This is a genomic window from Nocardia sp. GTS18 (genome assembly GCF_013839555.1).
Lineage (GTDB): Bacteria > Actinomycetota > Actinomycetes > Mycobacteriales > Mycobacteriaceae > Nocardia > Nocardia rosealba.
The window spans coordinates 171,773-186,625 of sequence record NZ_JACBIU010000004.1 but is presented as its reverse complement, the minus strand read 5'-3'; the positions used below and the strand labels follow the sequence as shown (position 1 = coordinate 186,625).

21 protein-coding genes are annotated in these 14,853 nt (G+C 67.3%); 10 read left to right on the top strand and 11 right to left on the bottom strand.

All coding sequences use genetic code 11. From position 1 onward, the window contains the following. Complete coding sequence (locus tag HYG95_RS07185; protein WP_181697207.1) at window positions 1-951, top strand: RNA-binding protein; 951 nt, start codon at window positions 1-3, stop codon at window positions 949-951. Window positions 952-960: 9 nt separating this feature from the next. Then, on the top strand, window positions 961-1,527 hold the full coding sequence (locus HYG95_RS07180) for a GNAT family N-acetyltransferase (RefSeq protein ID WP_181697206.1): 567 nt from the start codon (window positions 961-963) through the stop codon (window positions 1,525-1,527). A 72-nt stretch (window positions 1,528-1,599) separates the two neighbouring features. Here the strand turns inward: HYG95_RS07180 and HYG95_RS07175 are convergent, their stop codons facing one another. Continuing rightward, on the bottom strand, window positions 1,600-2,214 hold the full coding sequence (locus HYG95_RS07175) for a transglutaminase family protein (RefSeq protein WP_181697204.1): 615 nt from the start codon (window positions 2,212-2,214) through the stop codon (window positions 1,600-1,602). An 83-nt stretch (window positions 2,215-2,297) separates the two neighbouring features. Next, on the bottom strand, window positions 2,298-3,317 hold the full coding sequence (locus tag HYG95_RS07170; protein WP_181697202.1) for an aldo/keto reductase: 1,020 nt from the start codon (window positions 3,315-3,317) through the stop codon (window positions 2,298-2,300). A gap of 108 nt (window positions 3,318-3,425) precedes the next feature. Between HYG95_RS07170 and HYG95_RS07165 the strand changes: the two genes are divergently transcribed. Next, the gene (locus tag HYG95_RS07165; protein ID WP_181697201.1) at window positions 3,426-4,010 is read left to right on the top strand and encodes a TetR/AcrR family transcriptional regulator; all 585 of its coding nucleotides are present in this window, start codon (window positions 3,426-3,428) and stop codon (window positions 4,008-4,010) included. Window positions 4,011-4,080: 70 nt separating this feature from the next. On the opposite strand, the gene HYG95_RS07160 is transcribed toward HYG95_RS07165, so the two are convergent. Beyond that, window positions 4,081-4,812 (bottom strand): hypothetical protein, encoded by a 732-nt coding sequence (locus tag HYG95_RS07160; protein WP_181697200.1) that lies wholly within the window; start codon window positions 4,810-4,812, stop codon window positions 4,081-4,083. 141 nt (window positions 4,813-4,953) lie between these two features. Between HYG95_RS07160 and HYG95_RS07155 the strand changes: the two genes are divergently transcribed. The 5 genes from HYG95_RS07155 to HYG95_RS07135 all read left to right on the top strand — a co-directional run bounded on the left by HYG95_RS07155 (window position 4,954) and on the right by HYG95_RS07135 (window position 7,901). Continuing rightward, entirely contained in the window at window positions 4,954-5,532 is a 579-nt protein-coding gene (locus HYG95_RS07155) for a dihydrofolate reductase family protein (protein ID WP_181697199.1), read from the top strand. A gap of 234 nt (window positions 5,533-5,766) precedes the next feature. Beyond that, on the top strand, window positions 5,767-6,027 hold the full coding sequence (locus tag HYG95_RS07150) for a hypothetical protein (protein WP_370465707.1): 261 nt from the start codon (window positions 5,767-5,769) through the stop codon (window positions 6,025-6,027). Next, entirely contained in the window at window positions 6,024-6,698 is a 675-nt protein-coding gene (locus HYG95_RS07145) for a HemK2/MTQ2 family protein methyltransferase (protein WP_181697197.1), read from the top strand. Before HYG95_RS07150 ends, HYG95_RS07145 begins: the two co-directional genes overlap by 4 nt. Then, window positions 6,655-6,894 (top strand): CDGSH iron-sulfur domain-containing protein, encoded by a 240-nt coding sequence (locus HYG95_RS07140; RefSeq protein WP_370465706.1) that lies wholly within the window; start codon window positions 6,655-6,657, stop codon window positions 6,892-6,894. Before HYG95_RS07145 ends, HYG95_RS07140 begins: the two co-directional genes overlap by 44 nt. Beyond that, a complete protein-coding gene (locus HYG95_RS07135) occupies window positions 6,894-7,901 on the top strand; it encodes an iron-containing redox enzyme family protein (RefSeq protein WP_181697196.1) in 1,008 nt (335 codons plus the stop codon). The genes HYG95_RS07140 and HYG95_RS07135 overlap by 1 nt, the downstream gene beginning before the upstream one ends. Here HYG95_RS07135 and HYG95_RS07130 read toward each other — a convergent pair. The 6 genes from HYG95_RS07130 to HYG95_RS07105 all read right to left on the bottom strand — a co-directional run bounded on the left by HYG95_RS07130 (window position 7,867) and on the right by HYG95_RS07105 (window position 11,378). Continuing rightward, complete coding sequence (locus HYG95_RS07130) at window positions 7,867-8,304, bottom strand: ATP-binding protein (protein WP_181697195.1); 438 nt, start codon at window positions 8,302-8,304, stop codon at window positions 7,867-7,869. The genes HYG95_RS07135 and HYG95_RS07130 overlap by 35 nt on opposite strands. A 74-nt stretch (window positions 8,305-8,378) precedes the next feature. Continuing rightward, window positions 8,379-8,795, bottom strand: a complete 417-nt coding sequence (locus HYG95_RS07125) for an STAS domain-containing protein (protein ID WP_181697194.1) — start codon at window positions 8,793-8,795, stop codon at window positions 8,379-8,381. Between the two features lie 134 nt (window positions 8,796-8,929). Then, window positions 8,930-9,766: an RNA polymerase sigma factor SigF gene (locus HYG95_RS07120; protein WP_181697193.1), complete on the bottom strand. Its 837-nt coding sequence runs from the start codon at window positions 9,764-9,766 to the stop codon at window positions 8,930-8,932. A 92-nt stretch (window positions 9,767-9,858) separates the two neighbouring features. After that, a complete protein-coding gene (locus HYG95_RS07115) occupies window positions 9,859-10,296 on the bottom strand; it encodes an anti-sigma factor (protein ID WP_181697192.1) in 438 nt (145 codons plus the stop codon). Window positions 10,297-10,350: 54 nt separating this feature from the next. Next, window positions 10,351-11,049 (bottom strand): PAS and ANTAR domain-containing protein, encoded by a 699-nt coding sequence (locus HYG95_RS07110; protein ID WP_181697191.1) that lies wholly within the window; start codon window positions 11,047-11,049, stop codon window positions 10,351-10,353. A 74-nt stretch (window positions 11,050-11,123) separates the two neighbouring features. After that, window positions 11,124-11,378, bottom strand: a complete 255-nt coding sequence (locus HYG95_RS07105; RefSeq protein ID WP_181697190.1) for a hypothetical protein — start codon at window positions 11,376-11,378, stop codon at window positions 11,124-11,126. Window positions 11,379-11,485: 107 nt separating this feature from the next. Here HYG95_RS07105 and HYG95_RS07100 point away from each other — a divergent pair, with 107 nt between their 5' ends. Both HYG95_RS07100 and HYG95_RS07095 read left to right on the top strand, forming a co-directional pair. Continuing rightward, complete coding sequence (locus HYG95_RS07100) at window positions 11,486-12,949, top strand: aminotransferase class I/II-fold pyridoxal phosphate-dependent enzyme (protein WP_181697189.1); 1,464 nt, start codon at window positions 11,486-11,488, stop codon at window positions 12,947-12,949. Between the two features lie 25 nt (window positions 12,950-12,974). Further along, complete coding sequence (locus HYG95_RS07095) at window positions 12,975-13,592, top strand: NAD(P)H-dependent oxidoreductase (protein WP_356982830.1); 618 nt, start codon at window positions 12,975-12,977, stop codon at window positions 13,590-13,592. Window positions 13,593-13,616: 24 nt separating this feature from the next. On the opposite strand, the gene HYG95_RS07090 is transcribed toward HYG95_RS07095, so the two are convergent. Both HYG95_RS07090 and HYG95_RS07085 read right to left on the bottom strand, forming a co-directional pair. Further along, window positions 13,617-14,456: an SDR family oxidoreductase gene (locus HYG95_RS07090; RefSeq protein WP_181697187.1), complete on the bottom strand. Its 840-nt coding sequence runs from the start codon at window positions 14,454-14,456 to the stop codon at window positions 13,617-13,619. 69 nt (window positions 14,457-14,525) lie between these two features. Beyond that, window positions 14,526-14,828, bottom strand: coding sequence for a hypothetical protein (locus HYG95_RS07085; RefSeq protein WP_181697186.1), 303 nt, complete (start codon window positions 14,826-14,828; stop codon window positions 14,526-14,528). Between the last annotated feature and the right edge of the window lie 25 nt (window positions 14,829-14,853).

Below are 14,853 nucleotides of genomic sequence, written 5' to 3'. Positions count from 1 at the left end.
GTGTTCTACACCTACCGGGTCAGCAAGTACGACCCCGACGATAGAGACGAGCACGGCCGCTATCTCGGCGCCGAGGACACGGACAGCGACCACGATGTGGTCGAATCCGCCTATCTGCGGGCAGTAGCCGCCTTCGCCGAGGATGCCGGTGTCGACCAGCTGGCGATCCGGGAACCGCAGATCGCCGCTGTCGACGGCCATGGTCTGGCCGGGCTCTTCCCACCCGACCTCGCCGGATTCCACGACGGCGCGGAGGTGTCGATAGCAGTCGGCCTGGAGTTGGTTCGCGCGATGCTTCGCGAGAACGGCGCCTGGTGCCGCTTGGAAGTGGAAGACGTGTTCACGGTCCACGTCGGGTGGGACCAGTACGTATACATCGGAGCCGATCACGCCTGTGAAAGGGCGCTGTCGCATACACACACACTCGGGCTGTTCGCCGAGCGGCTCACGGCGTCGCCCTACGATGCGGTTCTCGACGACGAACCCGGTGAGCAGCGACCGGCCGACGACACTTTCTGGACCCAGCTTCGTCGGCATCTGGCCACGGATAGGGCTTCCATCCTGGAAGAGGGATACGTCGTCGGCGCGTCCCGTTGGCACCGCATCACCGACGGCACGATCGACGCGGTGCGCGCCGAACTCACCCCGCGTTCTCGACTCACCGTCTGGCCGGACCTGTCCGGCAATGTCGAGGAAGTCCTCGTGGGCCTCCCTGCAGAAGGTCTGATCGAATTGATCTGGGAGGACGAACACGGACGAATCAGCAGCACGATCGCCGACGACACCGGGTTCGCCGAGCTCGCAGCCCGGGTCGCCCGCGCACGGGCGGCGACCGCGCTGTCCGTGGACATGGACGAGCGATTCCCCTTGTTCGCCGCCGTCCTGCCGGACAGCGACGGCGTACTGCGCGCCCGGTGGCGAACCGAAGCCGCACGTGGCGACTCCGGGTAGGGAGCCTTCATGACGTTGGCAGGCGCGGACGAGCCGAATGCCCCTGAGCGAGAGTACCGCTGCGCAGATCAGGGCGAATGGGCCATCGAAACTGCCGAACCTCGATCGCCCGAAGGGGCTGCTCTGCTTCGCCAGTTTCTGGCCGAAATGATCACGCGGTACTACCGGCGACCCACCGACGACGCGGAAATCGACAGGCACCTCGCGCAGGGCCACGACAGCGACGACCTGCGACCACCGACGGGATTGCTGCTTCTCGCACGCCGACGTGGTGAGCCCGCCGGTTGTGTCGGCTTGCGGTGCCTCGATACCCGCACGATGGAGCTCACGCGGATGTTCGTGCGCCCGGATGCGCGCGGAGAGGGCGCTGCCGAGGACACTGCTCGCCGTCTCGGCGCGCACAGGATCCGGCTCAATACGCGTGAAGATCTGGTCGAGGCCCGCAGGCTGTATGCCGCGCGCGGATACGCCGAAATTGCGGCTTATGGCGACGATCCGCTGGCGGACCACTGGTTCGAGAAGCGAATCCGAATAGATCCGCCAGGGTTGACGAACACCGGCATTGTGCTTCCCTGAGATCGAACCGGGACGGTGGCGGCCTTCTTGCACTGGATGCATCGATGCGCGCAGTGCGGGCCGCCACCGGGGTCAGTGAATGGACTGATCCTCCAAGGAGGTCGGCAGGGTGACGTCGAGGATCGACTCCTGCTTCGCCTCGCCCAGGGTTTTCACCACGGATGGCACAGGACTGACGAACACCTGCGGGTAGTCGATCTCGCCGAGCGTCGGATCGACGGGCCAGGCCAGTCGTTCCTCGGTGAGGGAGAACTCGGCGGTGATGCCCTCCTTGTTGCCCCGGGGGTCCTGACGGTGCCAACCACCCTCGAGGTAGACGGCGACCAGGCCGTGGAGAACGTGGCCGTCGTTGTCCGCGAGCTTTTGGTAGCACAGCCCGGTGGGGATGCCCCCGCTGCGCAGGATGGCGGTGAGGAGGTGGGATTTCGCGTAGCAGAGGCCGACTCGTTCGCGGGCGACCTCCCCGGCGGTCAGGGTCACCCGGGGGTCCTGGACGTCGTAGGAGTGGTCGACTTCGTCGCGGACCCAGTCGAAGGCCGCGCGGGCGAAGTCGACGTCGTCGGGGGCGTTTCGCCGCAGGTCGCGCACGATGGCAGTCACCGCATCGTCGTCGAGTTGGATGATGGAGTCGCCGTCGAGGTAGGCCTGCGGGTTCTGCGCCTCAGGAACCCAGGTTTGTTGTGTCACAGCGGAAATCTACTGCCCGCCGTTGTCTGTCGGCACCCCCATTTCGCTGCGGCGGGGATGGCGGTCGAGGTCGAGCGGGGTGGTCAGCGACGCCGCAGGGTGGCGTCGAGGATCGACGGTGGCGTGTCGTACTTCTCCTCGGCCGCGAGATCGACTCCCGGAGACACGATTTCGTCGATCTCGTCGAGGACTTCGGCCGGCAGGACGGTATCGGCGGCAGCGAGCTGCGAATGCAGGTGCTCCATGGTTCGCGGGCCGATGATCGCGCTGGTCACCGCCCGGTGGGCGGTGACGAATCCGAGCGCCAGTTGAATCATGGTCAACCCGGCCCGGTCGGCGACCTTCGCCAGCTGCTCGACAGCCTCGAGTTTGGCCCGGTTGGCGGGCACATCGAGATCGAAACGATGGGGCATGAAACCGGAACGGTTGGTGGTTATCTCGCGGCCGGCGCGGATGGCGCCCGACAACCAACCCGAGGCCAGCGGGCTCCAGGCGAGCACACCGAGGCCGTATTCCTCGGTCACCGGAAGCACATGGGATTCGATACCGCGTTGCAGGATCGAATAGCAGGGTTGTTCGGTGACGTAGCGGCTGAGGTGATGCTCGCGGGCAGACCATTGTGCCTGCACAATGCGGTAGGCGGGGAAGGTCGAGGAGCCGAAATAGCGGATCTTCCCGGCCCGCTGCAGGTCGGTGAGTGCCGAGAGCGTCTCCTCGTCGCTGGTGTTCGGATCCCACCGGTGGATCTGATAGAGGTCCACGTGATCGACGTCGAGGCGGCGCAGGCTGTCTTCCAGCGCGGTCACCAGCCAGCGGCGTGAGCTTCCCCGACGGTTGGGGTCCTCGCCCATGGGCAGGTAGGCCTTGGTCGCGATGACCAGGTCGTCGCGGCGACCGGCGATGGCCTTACCGACCATTTCCTCGGATCGGCCGTCGCTGTAGGCGTCGGCGGTGTCGATCAGGTTGATCCCGGCCTCGATCGCGGCATCGATGATCGCGGTGGCCTCGTCCTGGCCGGTGTTGCCGATCCGGCCGAAGTTCATTGCGCCGAGCGCCAGGGTGCTGACCTGCACGCCGGTGCGGCCCAAGGTGCGGTACTGCATGGGTTTTCCTCTCCCGGAGGTATCCTGCAAGAAGCGGAACACTGTTCCGATAACCAACATACGGAACAGTGTTCCGTTTTTCAAGCGATTCGATGGAGGGAACGCCAAGTGGCAGGCAAGGACACCGGAACGGCGAAGACTCCGCGCAAGCGCGCCGATGCCGAGCGGAACGAACGATCCCTGCTCGACGCGGCCGCCGCGACCTTCGTCGCCTCCGGAGTCGACGCCCCGGTGCGCGAGATCGCCGCCGCGGCCGGGGTCGGGGTCGGCACGATCTATCGGCACTTCCCGACCCGAGCCGACCTCATCGTCGCGGTCTATCGACATCAGGTCGAGGCCTGCGCACAGGCCGCACCGCAGCTGCTGGCGAACACCGAGCCCTATGACGCGTTGACCAGGTGGATCGAGCTGTTCACCGACTTCCTCGTCACCAAGCACGGTCTCGCCGCGGCATTGCAGTCCGACGACCCGACCTTCCAGGCCCTGCACGCCAATTTCCTCGACCGGCTGCTGCCCGCGTGCGGCGAGTTGCTCGATGCCGCCGCGGCGGCCGGTGAGATCCGCACCGACATCGACCCCTACCTGTTGCTGCGCGGCATCGGCAATGTGTGCATCGGCGCCGAAAACGACCAGCGCTATGACGCGCGGCGCGTCGTCGAGCTCATCGTCGCCGGATTGCGCCAGCGCGAGTGAACCCGTTGCCCCGGGCAGCCGCGAGACATGACAAAGCCCGTGTGGGCCGCCGCACACGGGCTTCGAGCAACTAGCGCGACAACGCGACTCGGTGCGCCTCACCCATCAGGGTGGCCAGCTCGGCACTCTCGGCCTCGGTGAGGACCGCGAAGAACGGGGAAACCAGTTCGTCGGTGAGCTTCTCGGCCGCCGCCCAGCGCTGCCGCATGTCGTCGGTGATCGGCTCGAAGGGTTCGGTCCAGCCGAGCCGCTGCGCATGAGTGGGGCCGTCGGCGATCGGGGAACCGGCGATCAGGACGGCCTGCAGCGGGGTGAGGCCCTGGGCGAGGACGGCGACCAGGTGCAGGCCGCCCCGCAGTTCACGCAGGACGTGGGTGAGCTGCAGGACCGCCGCGCGACCGTCGTCGGGCAGTGGCATGGCCCGCCAGCCCGCGAACAGGGGAACGGCAGTGGGCTCGGCCGCATCGGCGACCTTGCCGAGCAGTTCGGCGAGACGTTCGGATCGGTCGAAGCCGGCGAGTCTGCGGCGGCCGAATTCGTGGCAGGCGGCGAGATAGCCGGTGGCCGCTTCTGCAGCGGGCAGGGGAACGGATTTCCATGCGGCACGGATACATTCGGGTTCGAAGAAGCCGAACGCGCCGATCACGACATCGGCGTCGACCTCCCCGAGCACCCCGCCGCGGCCGCGCGTGTAGGGGCCGTGGAATCCGGGCACCCCGACATCGGTCCCGAACTGGCGCGCCTCGCGCGACATCATGAACGCCCCACCGAGTTCGAGGACCTGCTGCTTGACTGCCGACATGATCTGACACCTTCCGCTGTTTCTGCTATCGCAGCAGACTTTAGTCTGCAATAGTCAGCGAGGGAAGGGATTTCGTGCGATGAGTTCGGCGTCCGGCTGCCGTCTGCATTGATAAAGCCGACACGACCCGAGGAGCCCACCATGAGCGCCACCTACACCTACGACGTGTTCTCCACCCTGGACGGCTTCGCCTCCACCAACGGCGACTGGGGCGGATACTGGGGCAAACAGGGCCCAGAACTGCTCGATCACCGCCTCGACCTCTACCGCGACGAGCAGCGGATGATCTTCGGCGCCAACACCTATCGCGAGTTCACCGAACTGGTGGCCGGGGCCTCGGAGAACCCGGAGATCTTCGACCCGTGGGTCGTCCGGATGATGAACATGCCGCTGACCGTGGTGTCGAGCACGCTGCGCGAACCTCTCGACTGGCACGACGCGAACGTCGCCGCGGGCGATGCCGTCGATATCGTCGCCCGGCTCAAAGCCGAATCCGACATCCCGCTGCGCTCGCACGGCAGCCTCTCGCTGAACCGGACGCTGATGGCAGCGGGCTTGGTCGACCGGGTGCAGGTGACGGTGTTCCCGGTCATCACCGGCAAGACCGGGCAGCGACCCATCTTCCAGAACGCCGCCGACTTCGACCTCGAACTGCTCGAGAGCCGCACCCTCGACGGCAACACCCAGGAACTCGTCTACGCGCCGACCCTGCACTCCTGAGCGGTGCACGACACCGCTCCCCCCGCAGCCGCTCGGCGCCGCCGATCGCACCGGCGTCCGGTGACGAGTTTGCCCGAATCGCGGTGCGAAGCGGCCGTGCGCTTCATGATCGAAGTCATCATCTCGTAGTTCGGCGGCCGATGTGAGCAGGCCCTCATCGGTTGCTGATTGGTTCCCTGCCGACGGGGCATTCGGCCCTCAGGACTGTGTTGTCCCTGCGAAAGGATGCGCTCGATGAACCAGCCAGACCACGAGTTCCCGGATGACTCACGCACCATCAGGCCGCACGCGGGCGAATCTATCGAGGACACGAGGAACTGGCCTGGCCTGATCTTGATCGGGGTCGGATTGGCACTGCTCGGCATCACCCTCACCGCCGCCGGCTACGGATTCGGCGGTTGGGCGATCATCGGCGGCGTGGCCTGCGCGGCCTGCCTGCTCGCGGGGACCACGCTGGTCGTGGCCGAGCACCGGCGGGTGAAGGCGCAGAAATGATGATTCTCCGGGCGCCGGGTGTGTACCGACCCCAGGCCGATACATGGATGCTTGCCGAGGCGCTGCGCGCGGTCCCCCACCTGCGCAACGGCCGGGTACTCGAACTGTGCGCGGGCACCGGCGTCGTCACGCTGGCCGCGGCGAAAGCGGGGGCCGCGAGTGTGACGGCCGTCGACCTGTCGCGACGGGCGCTGATCTCGACCTGGCTGAACTGCCGCTTGCGCGGCGTGGCCGTGCAGTTGCTGCACGGTGACTTCTCGGCCGCGGCGCGACTGCCGCGCTTCGACGTGGTGCTGGCGAACCCACCGTACGTGCCCGCCGAGCGCGAAGTCGGCCGCGGCCGGGCGCTGGCCTGGGACGCGGGCCCCACCGGGCGCAGCGTGCTGGACCGGCTGTGCACGACGCTGCCTGATCTGCTCACCGACAACGGGGTCGGCCTGATCGTGCACTCGGCGATCAGCGACCCCGACCGCAGCCTGGACCAGTTGCGGGCGGGCGGCGCCGAGGCGCAGGTGGTGGCCGTGGACAAGGTGCCGTTCGGACCGGTGTTGCGGTCGCGGGCGCGGCGGTTGGCGGCGCGTGGCTTGATCGCGAAGGACCAGCGTGACGAGGAATTGGTGGTGATCCGTGTCGAACGAAACTACTGCCCCGCCGTCGGGGAGCCCGCCTGACCGCAGGCGGGTAGTCCTCACCGACGGGCCGGCCCTGATCGAAGGCCCGGTCGACCTGGTGACCCGTGAGGGAACAGTGCTGCACTGTGACCGTTTCCAGGTCGCGCTGTGCCTGTGCAAGCGCTCGGCCACCTACCCGCTGTGCGATACCAGCCACCGGCGCCGCCGCCGACGTAACAACGAAAGCAGCACCTGATGACCAGCACTGTCACCCTCGGGCGCGCCCTGCCTGCGCCCCGCGGCGAATTGTCGGCCGCCCTGGTCGAAACGCTCACGCACGCACCGGGTTCGGCTGTTCCGCCGGACCCCGGCACCGATCCCTACGGTGAGGACGCCGCGCTGGCGTTGCACACCTGCTACGAACTGCACTACCAAGGTTTCGCCGGTGTGGACGAGGACTGGGAGTGGGATCCGGGGCTGTTGGGCCTGCGCCGAGGTCTCGAACAGCGGTTCCTCGCTGCCATGCGGGCCGATGTGCCCGGCGGCGACGACGTGGACGCCGAACTCGACCGGTTGCTCGAGCCGTCGGCGCCCGGCGGTATCGCGGCCTACCTCGCCGAGCAGGGCACTGCCGAGCAGTTGCGCGAGTACTTCGTGCACCGCTCGATCTATCACCACATCGAGGCCGACCCCTACGCCTGGGTGATCCCACGCCTGCGTGGGCAGGCGAAAGCCGCGCTGGTCGCTGTCGAATTCGACGAATACGGTAGCGGCCACGGCGACCGTGTGCACGCGCGCCTCTACGCGGATCTGCTCGCGGGCGCCGGTCTGGAACCCGGCTATCTGCACTATCTCGACGAGGTGCCCGCTCCCATGCTGGTGCTGGTGAACATGATGTCGCTGTTCGGTCTGCACCGTGGTCTGCGTGCCGCGTCGGTCGGCCATTTCGCGGCCAACGAGATCACGTCCTCACCGGCGTCGGCCCGCCTGGCCGAGCTGGCCCGCACCCTGCTCCCCCACCCCGCCTGCATCGGCTTCTACACCGAGCACGTCGAAGCCGACGCCGTACACGAGCAGGTGATGCGGCGCGATGTGATCGCCGAATTGCTGCGCACCGAACCCGATTCGGCGGCGAGCATCGTTTTCGGGATCCAGGCCACCGACCTGCTCGAAGACCGTTTCGCCGATCAGGTGCTCGAGTGCTGGCGAGCCGGGCGCAGTTCACTGCTCAGTGAATTGCGGGCACCCGCCGTACCCGGGTGAAGGTGATGGTGACCGGGAACCCGTCGAGCTCACCGCGATCGCGGTCCGAGCCGGTGCTCAGGTGATCGGTGATGCTGTGTAGCACGTTCCAGCCGAAGGCGTTCTCGTCGACCGGGTCGGGCTCCCCGCACAGTGCCTGCACGGCGATCCGCAGGCGGAAACCGTCGGCGTTGACATCGCAGTGCAGGCGGGTGTCGGGCACGGCGGCGAGGATCAGGCTGGTCGCCGCTTCGTCGACCGCGACCCGGATATCGGCGATTTCGTCGGGCGTGAACCCGGCCAGGTGGGCGGCCGTCTCGGCGACGGCCCGCACCATGACCAGTTGTCCGAGGTCGGCGTCGATCCGCAGGTGGGTCGAGGTCGCGTGGGCCGAATCCGCGACGGTCCGCTCGCTCGAAGCCACGACGTAGCCTCCTCACCGATGTCGGGTGGTAACGGGTGGGTCGATCCCACTGCGCCTACCCGCCGGTCGGCCGGTCAAACATCGACGGGGTGGTCGGAGGCATCGTCGACACAGCTGTAGTGACGGAACAACGGCCGCACGCCCGCCAGCTCGAGCGCGCGTTCCACCTCCAGCCCACCGACGAGCAGTCGCAGCTCGACCCCGTGTTTCCAGGCATTGGCTTTCGCCGGTCCGAGCAGCGCGGCCAGCCGGATACTGAGGAAATCGGTGCCGCGCAGGTCGAGCACCACCACTCGGGCTCCCGATCGCACCGCCCGGTCGAGCAGTGCGCAGAATTGCGGCTGCCGGGCCGCGTCCAGTTCGCTGCCCGCCCGCAGTACCCAGCAGCCTTGTCTGCCGGGATCGACGCGAAGCAGGGCTTCGTCGTGCGCCGCGGAGCCGCGGTACCAACGCAACCTGCTCGAGCGTCGCGGATCCGTGACGACAGACATAGAACCTCCTGGACGACAGGGGATTCCGGTTTCATGCCACCGCGCAACCGACGTTCCGGGTGTGGATAGCACAAAGACCGGGGTCGGCTGGAAGTCTCAACCTAAGGCAATTCTGGCACGCTCGGCCGCTGCTGTCACGGCACAGGTGTCTGCTCCGTGAGCGCCTGTTCGCGCAGCGAGCTCAAGGTGCGCGACAGGATGCGAGACACCTGCATCTGGGAGACGCCGAGGTGCTCGGCGATCTGGTTCTGGGTCTTGCACTCGAAGAACCGCATGATGAGCACGTCGCGTTCTTCCTCGGGCAGAGCCGCGATCAGCGGGCGCACCGCCATCGCGTCCTCGGTGAGCTCGTAGCAGTGTTCCTCGGCGCCGAGGGTCTCGGTGATCGGCTGCGAGGAGTTGTCGCGGTCGTCCTGGGTGACCCCGTCGATGGAGTTGGTCTGGTAGCCGTTGCCCGCGACCAGCGCGCGGGTGACCTCGACCAGTTCGACCTCGAGTTCGTCGGCGAGCTCGCGGGCGTTGGGCACGCGGCCCAGTCGCTGCGACAGTTCCTCGGTGGCCGGACCGATCCGCAGCTGGATCTCCTTGAGCCTGCGCGGGACGCGCACCGCCCAGGTGTGGTCGCGGAAATGCCTGCGAACCTCGCCCATGATGGTGGGGATCGCGAAGGAAAGGAACGAGGAGCCGCGGCTGACGTCATAACGGTCGACCGCGAGCACCAGCCCTACGCGGGCGGTCTGCTCGAGGTCGTCGAAGAGTTCACCGCGCCCGGCGAATTTGCGGGCGATATGGTCGGCCAGGGGAAGGCACAGCCTGATCACCTCTTCGCGGAGGGGTTCACGCTGGGGGTCGTTCGGGGAAAGTGCCTGCAGCTTCTCGAACCACGGTTCGATGTTGTCGTAGCTGTCACCTTTTGAGTGGGAGCGTCGGACGGTCGAGTCGTTGGCTGTTGTCGCTTGAGCAGTCGTCATCACATGTGCCTCCGATTCCGTGGGGTCGGATGCTTCTGGATTACCCGATCTGTATGCGAAATAAGCCTACGCTTTCGATCCCGGTGTCCGCATCACCCCCCGACCGGCCCGTGCGAGCGGCGGATCCAGCCGAATTCGACGGTGGTCGGATAGCCGTTGCGGGCCGCGTCGAACGGGCCGTATTCGGTGCGCAGCGCGTCGGTGAGGGTGGCCACGACATGCCAGCCGAAGGCATCCTCGTCGATCGCTTCGTCGCTGCGCGCGACGGTCGAGACCCGCGCTCCGAGTGCCCCGCCGCCACCGGTGAACGCGCAATCGATCAGGGCCTCCGGTGCGGCGGCGAGGACGAGGGCGGTCACCACCTCGTCGAGCGCCAGCAGCAGATCAGTGACCTCGTCGAGCGCGAAACCGCCTACCAGCAGGACTGTTTCGGCCAGCGCGTGGACCATGGTGAGCTGCTCGAGCTCCGCCGGTACCTGAAACCCGACCGTTGTCGACCGGGGCGCGGTCTCGCGATCCTCCGCTCGCATGCCGCCTCCCTGTGTTGCCTGTCGTGGTCGCAGGTTACCCGACCGTGACGTCGTCTAGTCCGTGCCCTTCTCGCGCTGTTCGGCCCGTTCGTGGACGGTGAGCAGCAGATGATCGAAGCGGGTGCGCAGAACGCCGGACACATCGGTGAGCGAACCGAGTTCGGCGACCAGGCGCCCGGCCAGCGCACGGAGCTTGGTGTTGGTCTCCTGTGAGCGCCAGGTGAGTACGTCGAATGCCTGCTCGGCGCTGATCCCGTAGACGAGCATCACCGCGCCCTTGGCCTGTTCGATCACGGCTCGGGCGGCGTAGAGACTCGGCAGTTCGTCGTCGAGGGTTTCCTTGCGGCGCCGCTCGAGGGTGTCGGTGACATCGATGTAGTAGCCGGTGGTGCCGATGACGCTGCCCGCGTCGTCGACCATCTGATCGGCCACGACGATCACGTCGTGCACGACGCCTGCGGTGTCGAGGATGCGGTGGGTACTGCAGAACGGTTCGCCCTCGGTGACCGACTTCTCGATCATGGTGGCGACGTGGGCGCGGTCGTCGGGGTGCTTGTGCGACAACAACAGTGCGGTCGTGGGGTGGACGGTGCCCGGCTCGTATCCGTGGATGCGGGCGACCTCGTCGGACCACTCCCAGCGCTGGTCGGCGAACCAGAACTTGAATCCGCCCGCGTCCTGCGCCCTGCCCTCGCCGAGCACGCGCCGCAGTGACTGCGCACCGCCCGTCGATAGACCCTCACTGTGCTTCATCCCTGAAGTATCTCGCGACCGGGACCCGGGTACGCACACAGTGCCCGATCGCGTCCGCTCACCCGGCGCGGCGCTCAACACGGCGCCGCCGCGCCCGGTTCGGGCAGTGGCTCCCCCGGTGTCGGAATCGGGGGAAACGGGTCGGGAACATCCGGGGGTGGTGGCTGTCCGGGGCCCGGTCCGGGTGGTGGGTCACCGGGCAGCGGGTGGCCCGGCTCCGGTGGCGGCGGCGGTCGACCGGGATCCGGCGGTGGTGCCGGATCGGGGGTGGGCGGAATCGGGTCTCGCGGTTCGGGAATGGGTGGGCTGGTCCACATCGGGGTGGTCATCGCAGCCTCCTCACGGGGTCGGAAACGCCGGTCGTCGGGCAGGTACCCCGTGCCGGGGCACCTACACAGCGTCGTTTCGGCCGCAACCGATCGGCTATTACCCCGGCATGGACCACAGCACAGCCCCGCTCGTCGCCGCGGTCGCCGACTACCGCAACAAACACCGGTACGGGTTCACCCCGCCCGGGCACCGACAGGGTCGCGGGGTGGACGACCGGGTTCTCGCGGCGCTCGGTGCCGATGCCTTCGCCGCCGATCTGCTGGCCAACGGCGGACTCGACGACCGGCTCGCACGCAACGGCTACCTCACCGAGGCCGAGGACCTGATGGCCGACGCCGTCGGCGCCGAGACGGCGTTCTTCTCCACCTGCGGCAGCTCGCTGTCGGTCAAGGCCGCGATGATGGCGGTGGCGGGCGGCAACGACGGCGGCCTGCTGGTGGCGCGCGACAGCCACAAGTCGATCGTCGCCGGCCTGATCTTCTCCGGCGTCCAGCCGCATTGGATCAGCCCGCGCTGGGATGCCGAACGCCACTTCTCCCATCCGCCGTCACCGGAGCAGGTGGAACAGGCGTGGCAGGAGCATCCGGACGCGGCGGGCGCGGTGATCGTGTGCCCGAGTCCGTATGGCACCTGCGCGGATCTGCGTGGCATCACCGAGGTGTGCCATGCGCGCGGCAAACCGGTCATCGTCGACGAGGCTTGGGGCGCGCACCTACCGTTCCATCCCGAATTGCCCACGTGGGCGATGGATGTGGGCGCCGATGTGTGCGTGGTGAGCGTGCACAAGATGGGCATGGGTTTCGAACAGGGTTCGGTGTTCCACCTGCAGGGCGATCTCGTGGATCCCGGCCGTTTGCGCCGCTGCGCGGATCTGCTGATGACCACCAGCCCGAACGTCTTGATCTACGCCGCGCTCGACGGATGGCGAAGGCAGATGGTCGAATTCGGGCACGACCTACTGGGGCAGGCACTCGACCTGGCCAAACGCACCCGCGCCGAGATCGACCGGATCAGCGGCCTGACGGTGATGCACGACGAGCTGCTCGGCGTGGAGGCCTCGCACGATCTGGATCTGCTGCAGGTGCTCGTCGATGTCTCCGAGACCGGCGCCACCGGGTACGAGGCGGCGGACTGGTTGCGCGAGCATCACCACCTCGATGTGGGCCTCAGCGATCACCGCCGGATTCTGGCGACGATGTCGATGGCCGACGACGACACCTCCGCGGAGGCACTCATCGACGCGCTCGCGCTGTGGCGCCGGGCCGGTCTGAACCCCGCACCGCACCACATCACGCTGCCGTCCCCGCAGGATCTGCAGCTCGACACGGTGATGCTGCCGCGTGATGCCTTCTTCGCCCCCACCGAGATGGTGCCCATCGACAAGGCGCCGGGCCGGATCGCGGCCGAACAGCTCACGCCGTACCCGCCGGGCATTCCCGCGATCGTGCCGGGTGAGCGGATCGGTGACACGGTCGTGGAGTACCTGCGTTCCGGTGTCGAGGCGGGGATGAATGTGCCCGATGCCAGCGATCCGCAGCTGCACAACATCCGGGTTGTCCGCCAGTCCTGATCATCGAGCGAGAGGAAGTGTTGTCGTGGCCGCCGAACAGTTGCGCGCAGTGGCGCTGGTCTGCACGTTGAAGCCGTCGCCCGCCGAATCCAGCAGTCAGCTCATGGCCGACCAGGTGCTGGCCGAGCTGGCCGCCAACGATGTGGCCGGGTCGACGGTGCGTATCGCCGATTTCGAGGTGCGACCGGGGGTGAGTGCCGACGAGGGCGAGGGCGACGAGTGGCCGCAGATCCGGCGCCGCATCATCGACGCCGATATCGTGCTGATCGCGACGCCCACCTGGTTGGGTCATCTGTCCTCGGTGGCCCAGCGCGCGCTGGAACGTCTGGATGCCGAGCTGTCCGACACCGACGACGCGGGCAGGCCCGTCATGCTGGGCAAGGTCGGGATCGCGGCCGTCGTCGGGAACGAGGACGGTGCGCACAAGATCGTGGCCGACACCTTCCAGGCTCTCGACGACATCGGATTCACCATTCCGGCGCAGGGCTGCACCTACTGGAACGGGGAAGCGATGGGCGGCACCGACTTCAAGGATCTGCCCGACACCCCGGAGGCGGTGCGCACGACCACGGCGGCGATGGCGCGTAATGCCGCGCATCTGGCCCGATTGTTGCGAGCGAACCAGTACCCGGCCTACCAGTGAGCCACCGGTAGGCCGGGCGAGGGGTCAGAGGATCGGGCGTCCGCCGGTGACAGCGAGGCGGGCGCCGGAGATGTAGCTGCCGTCGTCGGCGGCGAGCAGCACATAGGCGGGGGCCAGCTCCGCGGGTTGGCCGGCCCGGCCGAGTGGGGTGTCGTCACCGAACTTGCTCACCTTCTCCGTGGGGAAGGTCGACGGGATCAGCGGTGTCCAGATCGGGCCCGGAGCCACGCTGTTGACCCGGATTCCCTTCTCCCCCAGCATCTGCGCCAGGCTGGCCGAGAAATTCGCGATGGCGGCCTTGGTGGCGGCATACGGTGCCAGCGTCGGGGAGGGCATGTCGGAGTTCACCGACGAGCTGCCGATGATCGACGAACCGGGACCCATATGGGGCAGCGCCGCCTTCACCAGGTGGAAGTAGGCACCGACATTGAGGGCGAACGTGTAGGCGAATTCCTCGTCGCTGATCTCGGTGATGTCGTCGTGCGACATCTGGAAGGCGGCATTGCTCACCAACACATCGACTCGACCGAATTCCTCGACGGCCTTGTCGATCACCGCACGGCAGTGCGCGGCGTCCGACAGGTCACCGGCCATCAGCACGGCACGGCGGCCGGCCTTGGTCACCAGGTCGGCTACTTCTTTCGCGTCGTCGTGTTCGTCGAGATAGGAAATGAGGACATCGGCGCCTTCACGGGCGTACGCGATGGCGACCGCACGGCCGATTCCGCTGTCGGCACCGGTGACGACAGCGGCTTTGCCCGTCAATTTGCCCGATCCCTGGTAACTGTTCTCCCCACAATCGGGCACGGGGTCCATTTTCGATTGGATGCCGGGAACCTGCTGCTGCTGTTCGGGAAATCCCATGATCGAAGTCCTCCTCGCCGGGAACGGGGTCTCCGATCGGACTACCTCCCATCGGCATCGGCAAACAGGTCAGTGCCCGCACGGGTCGCGTAATCGCAACCCTTCGTGGGCTTTGATCCGGCGGTGTTCGGCGAGCACGATACCCACGCCGCCGAGCAGGCACACCACGCACAGAATTCCGGCGATCACGGCCCAACCTTCGAAGCCGTATCCGGCTGCGGTGAGGGTGAGCGCCAACAACACGACGCCGACGCCGATCAGGATCAACCCGGGCCAGTTCCAAGCGTCTTCGATGGATTCGCCGACATGCGAGCGGGTAGTGCGTTCGGTGTCGGGAAATTTGTGATGATGAGGGAGAGCGGCATCGTTCATGGCCGGGCCGTCCTTTCGATGGGAT

Coding starts and splice junctions, on each gene's coding strand:
- HYG95_RS07155 (WP_181697199.1), top strand. CDS start 4,954: ATGAGCGCCACCTACACCTACGACGTGTTCTCCACCCTGGACGGCTTC.
- HYG95_RS07145 (WP_181697197.1), top strand. CDS start 6,024: ATGATGATTCTCCGGGCGCCGGGTGTGTACCGACCCCAGGCCGATACA.
- HYG95_RS07120 (WP_181697193.1), bottom strand. CDS start 9,766: ATGACGACTGCTCAAGCGACAACAGCCAACGACTCGACCGTCCGACGC.
- HYG95_RS07125 (WP_181697194.1), bottom strand. CDS start 8,795: ATGTCTGTCGTCACGGATCCGCGACGCTCGAGCAGGTTGCGTTGGTAC.
- HYG95_RS07150 (WP_370465707.1), top strand. CDS start 5,767: ATGAACCAGCCAGACCACGAGTTCCCGGATGACTCACGCACCATCAGG.
- HYG95_RS07110 (WP_181697191.1), bottom strand. CDS start 11,049: ATGAAGCACAGTGAGGGTCTATCGACGGGCGGTGCGCAGTCACTGCGG.
- HYG95_RS07090 (WP_181697187.1), bottom strand. CDS start 14,456: ATGGGATTTCCCGAACAGCAGCAGCAGGTTCCCGGCATCCAATCGAAA.
- HYG95_RS07170 (WP_181697202.1), bottom strand. CDS start 3,317: ATGCAGTACCGCACCTTGGGCCGCACCGGCGTGCAGGTCAGCACCCTG.
- HYG95_RS07085 (WP_181697186.1), bottom strand. CDS start 14,828: ATGAACGATGCCGCTCTCCCTCATCATCACAAATTTCCCGACACCGAA.
- HYG95_RS07160 (WP_181697200.1), bottom strand. CDS start 4,812: ATGTCGGCAGTCAAGCAGCAGGTCCTCGAACTCGGTGGGGCGTTCATG.
- HYG95_RS07105 (WP_181697190.1), bottom strand. CDS start 11,378: ATGACCACCCCGATGTGGACCAGCCCACCCATTCCCGAACCGCGAGAC.
- HYG95_RS07115 (WP_181697192.1), bottom strand. CDS start 10,296: ATGCGAGCGGAGGATCGCGAGACCGCGCCCCGGTCGACAACGGTCGGG.
- HYG95_RS07135 (WP_181697196.1), top strand. CDS start 6,894: ATGACCAGCACTGTCACCCTCGGGCGCGCCCTGCCTGCGCCCCGCGGC.
- HYG95_RS07100 (WP_181697189.1), top strand. CDS start 11,486: ATGGACCACAGCACAGCCCCGCTCGTCGCCGCGGTCGCCGACTACCGC.
- HYG95_RS07180 (WP_181697206.1), top strand. CDS start 961: ATGACGTTGGCAGGCGCGGACGAGCCGAATGCCCCTGAGCGAGAGTAC.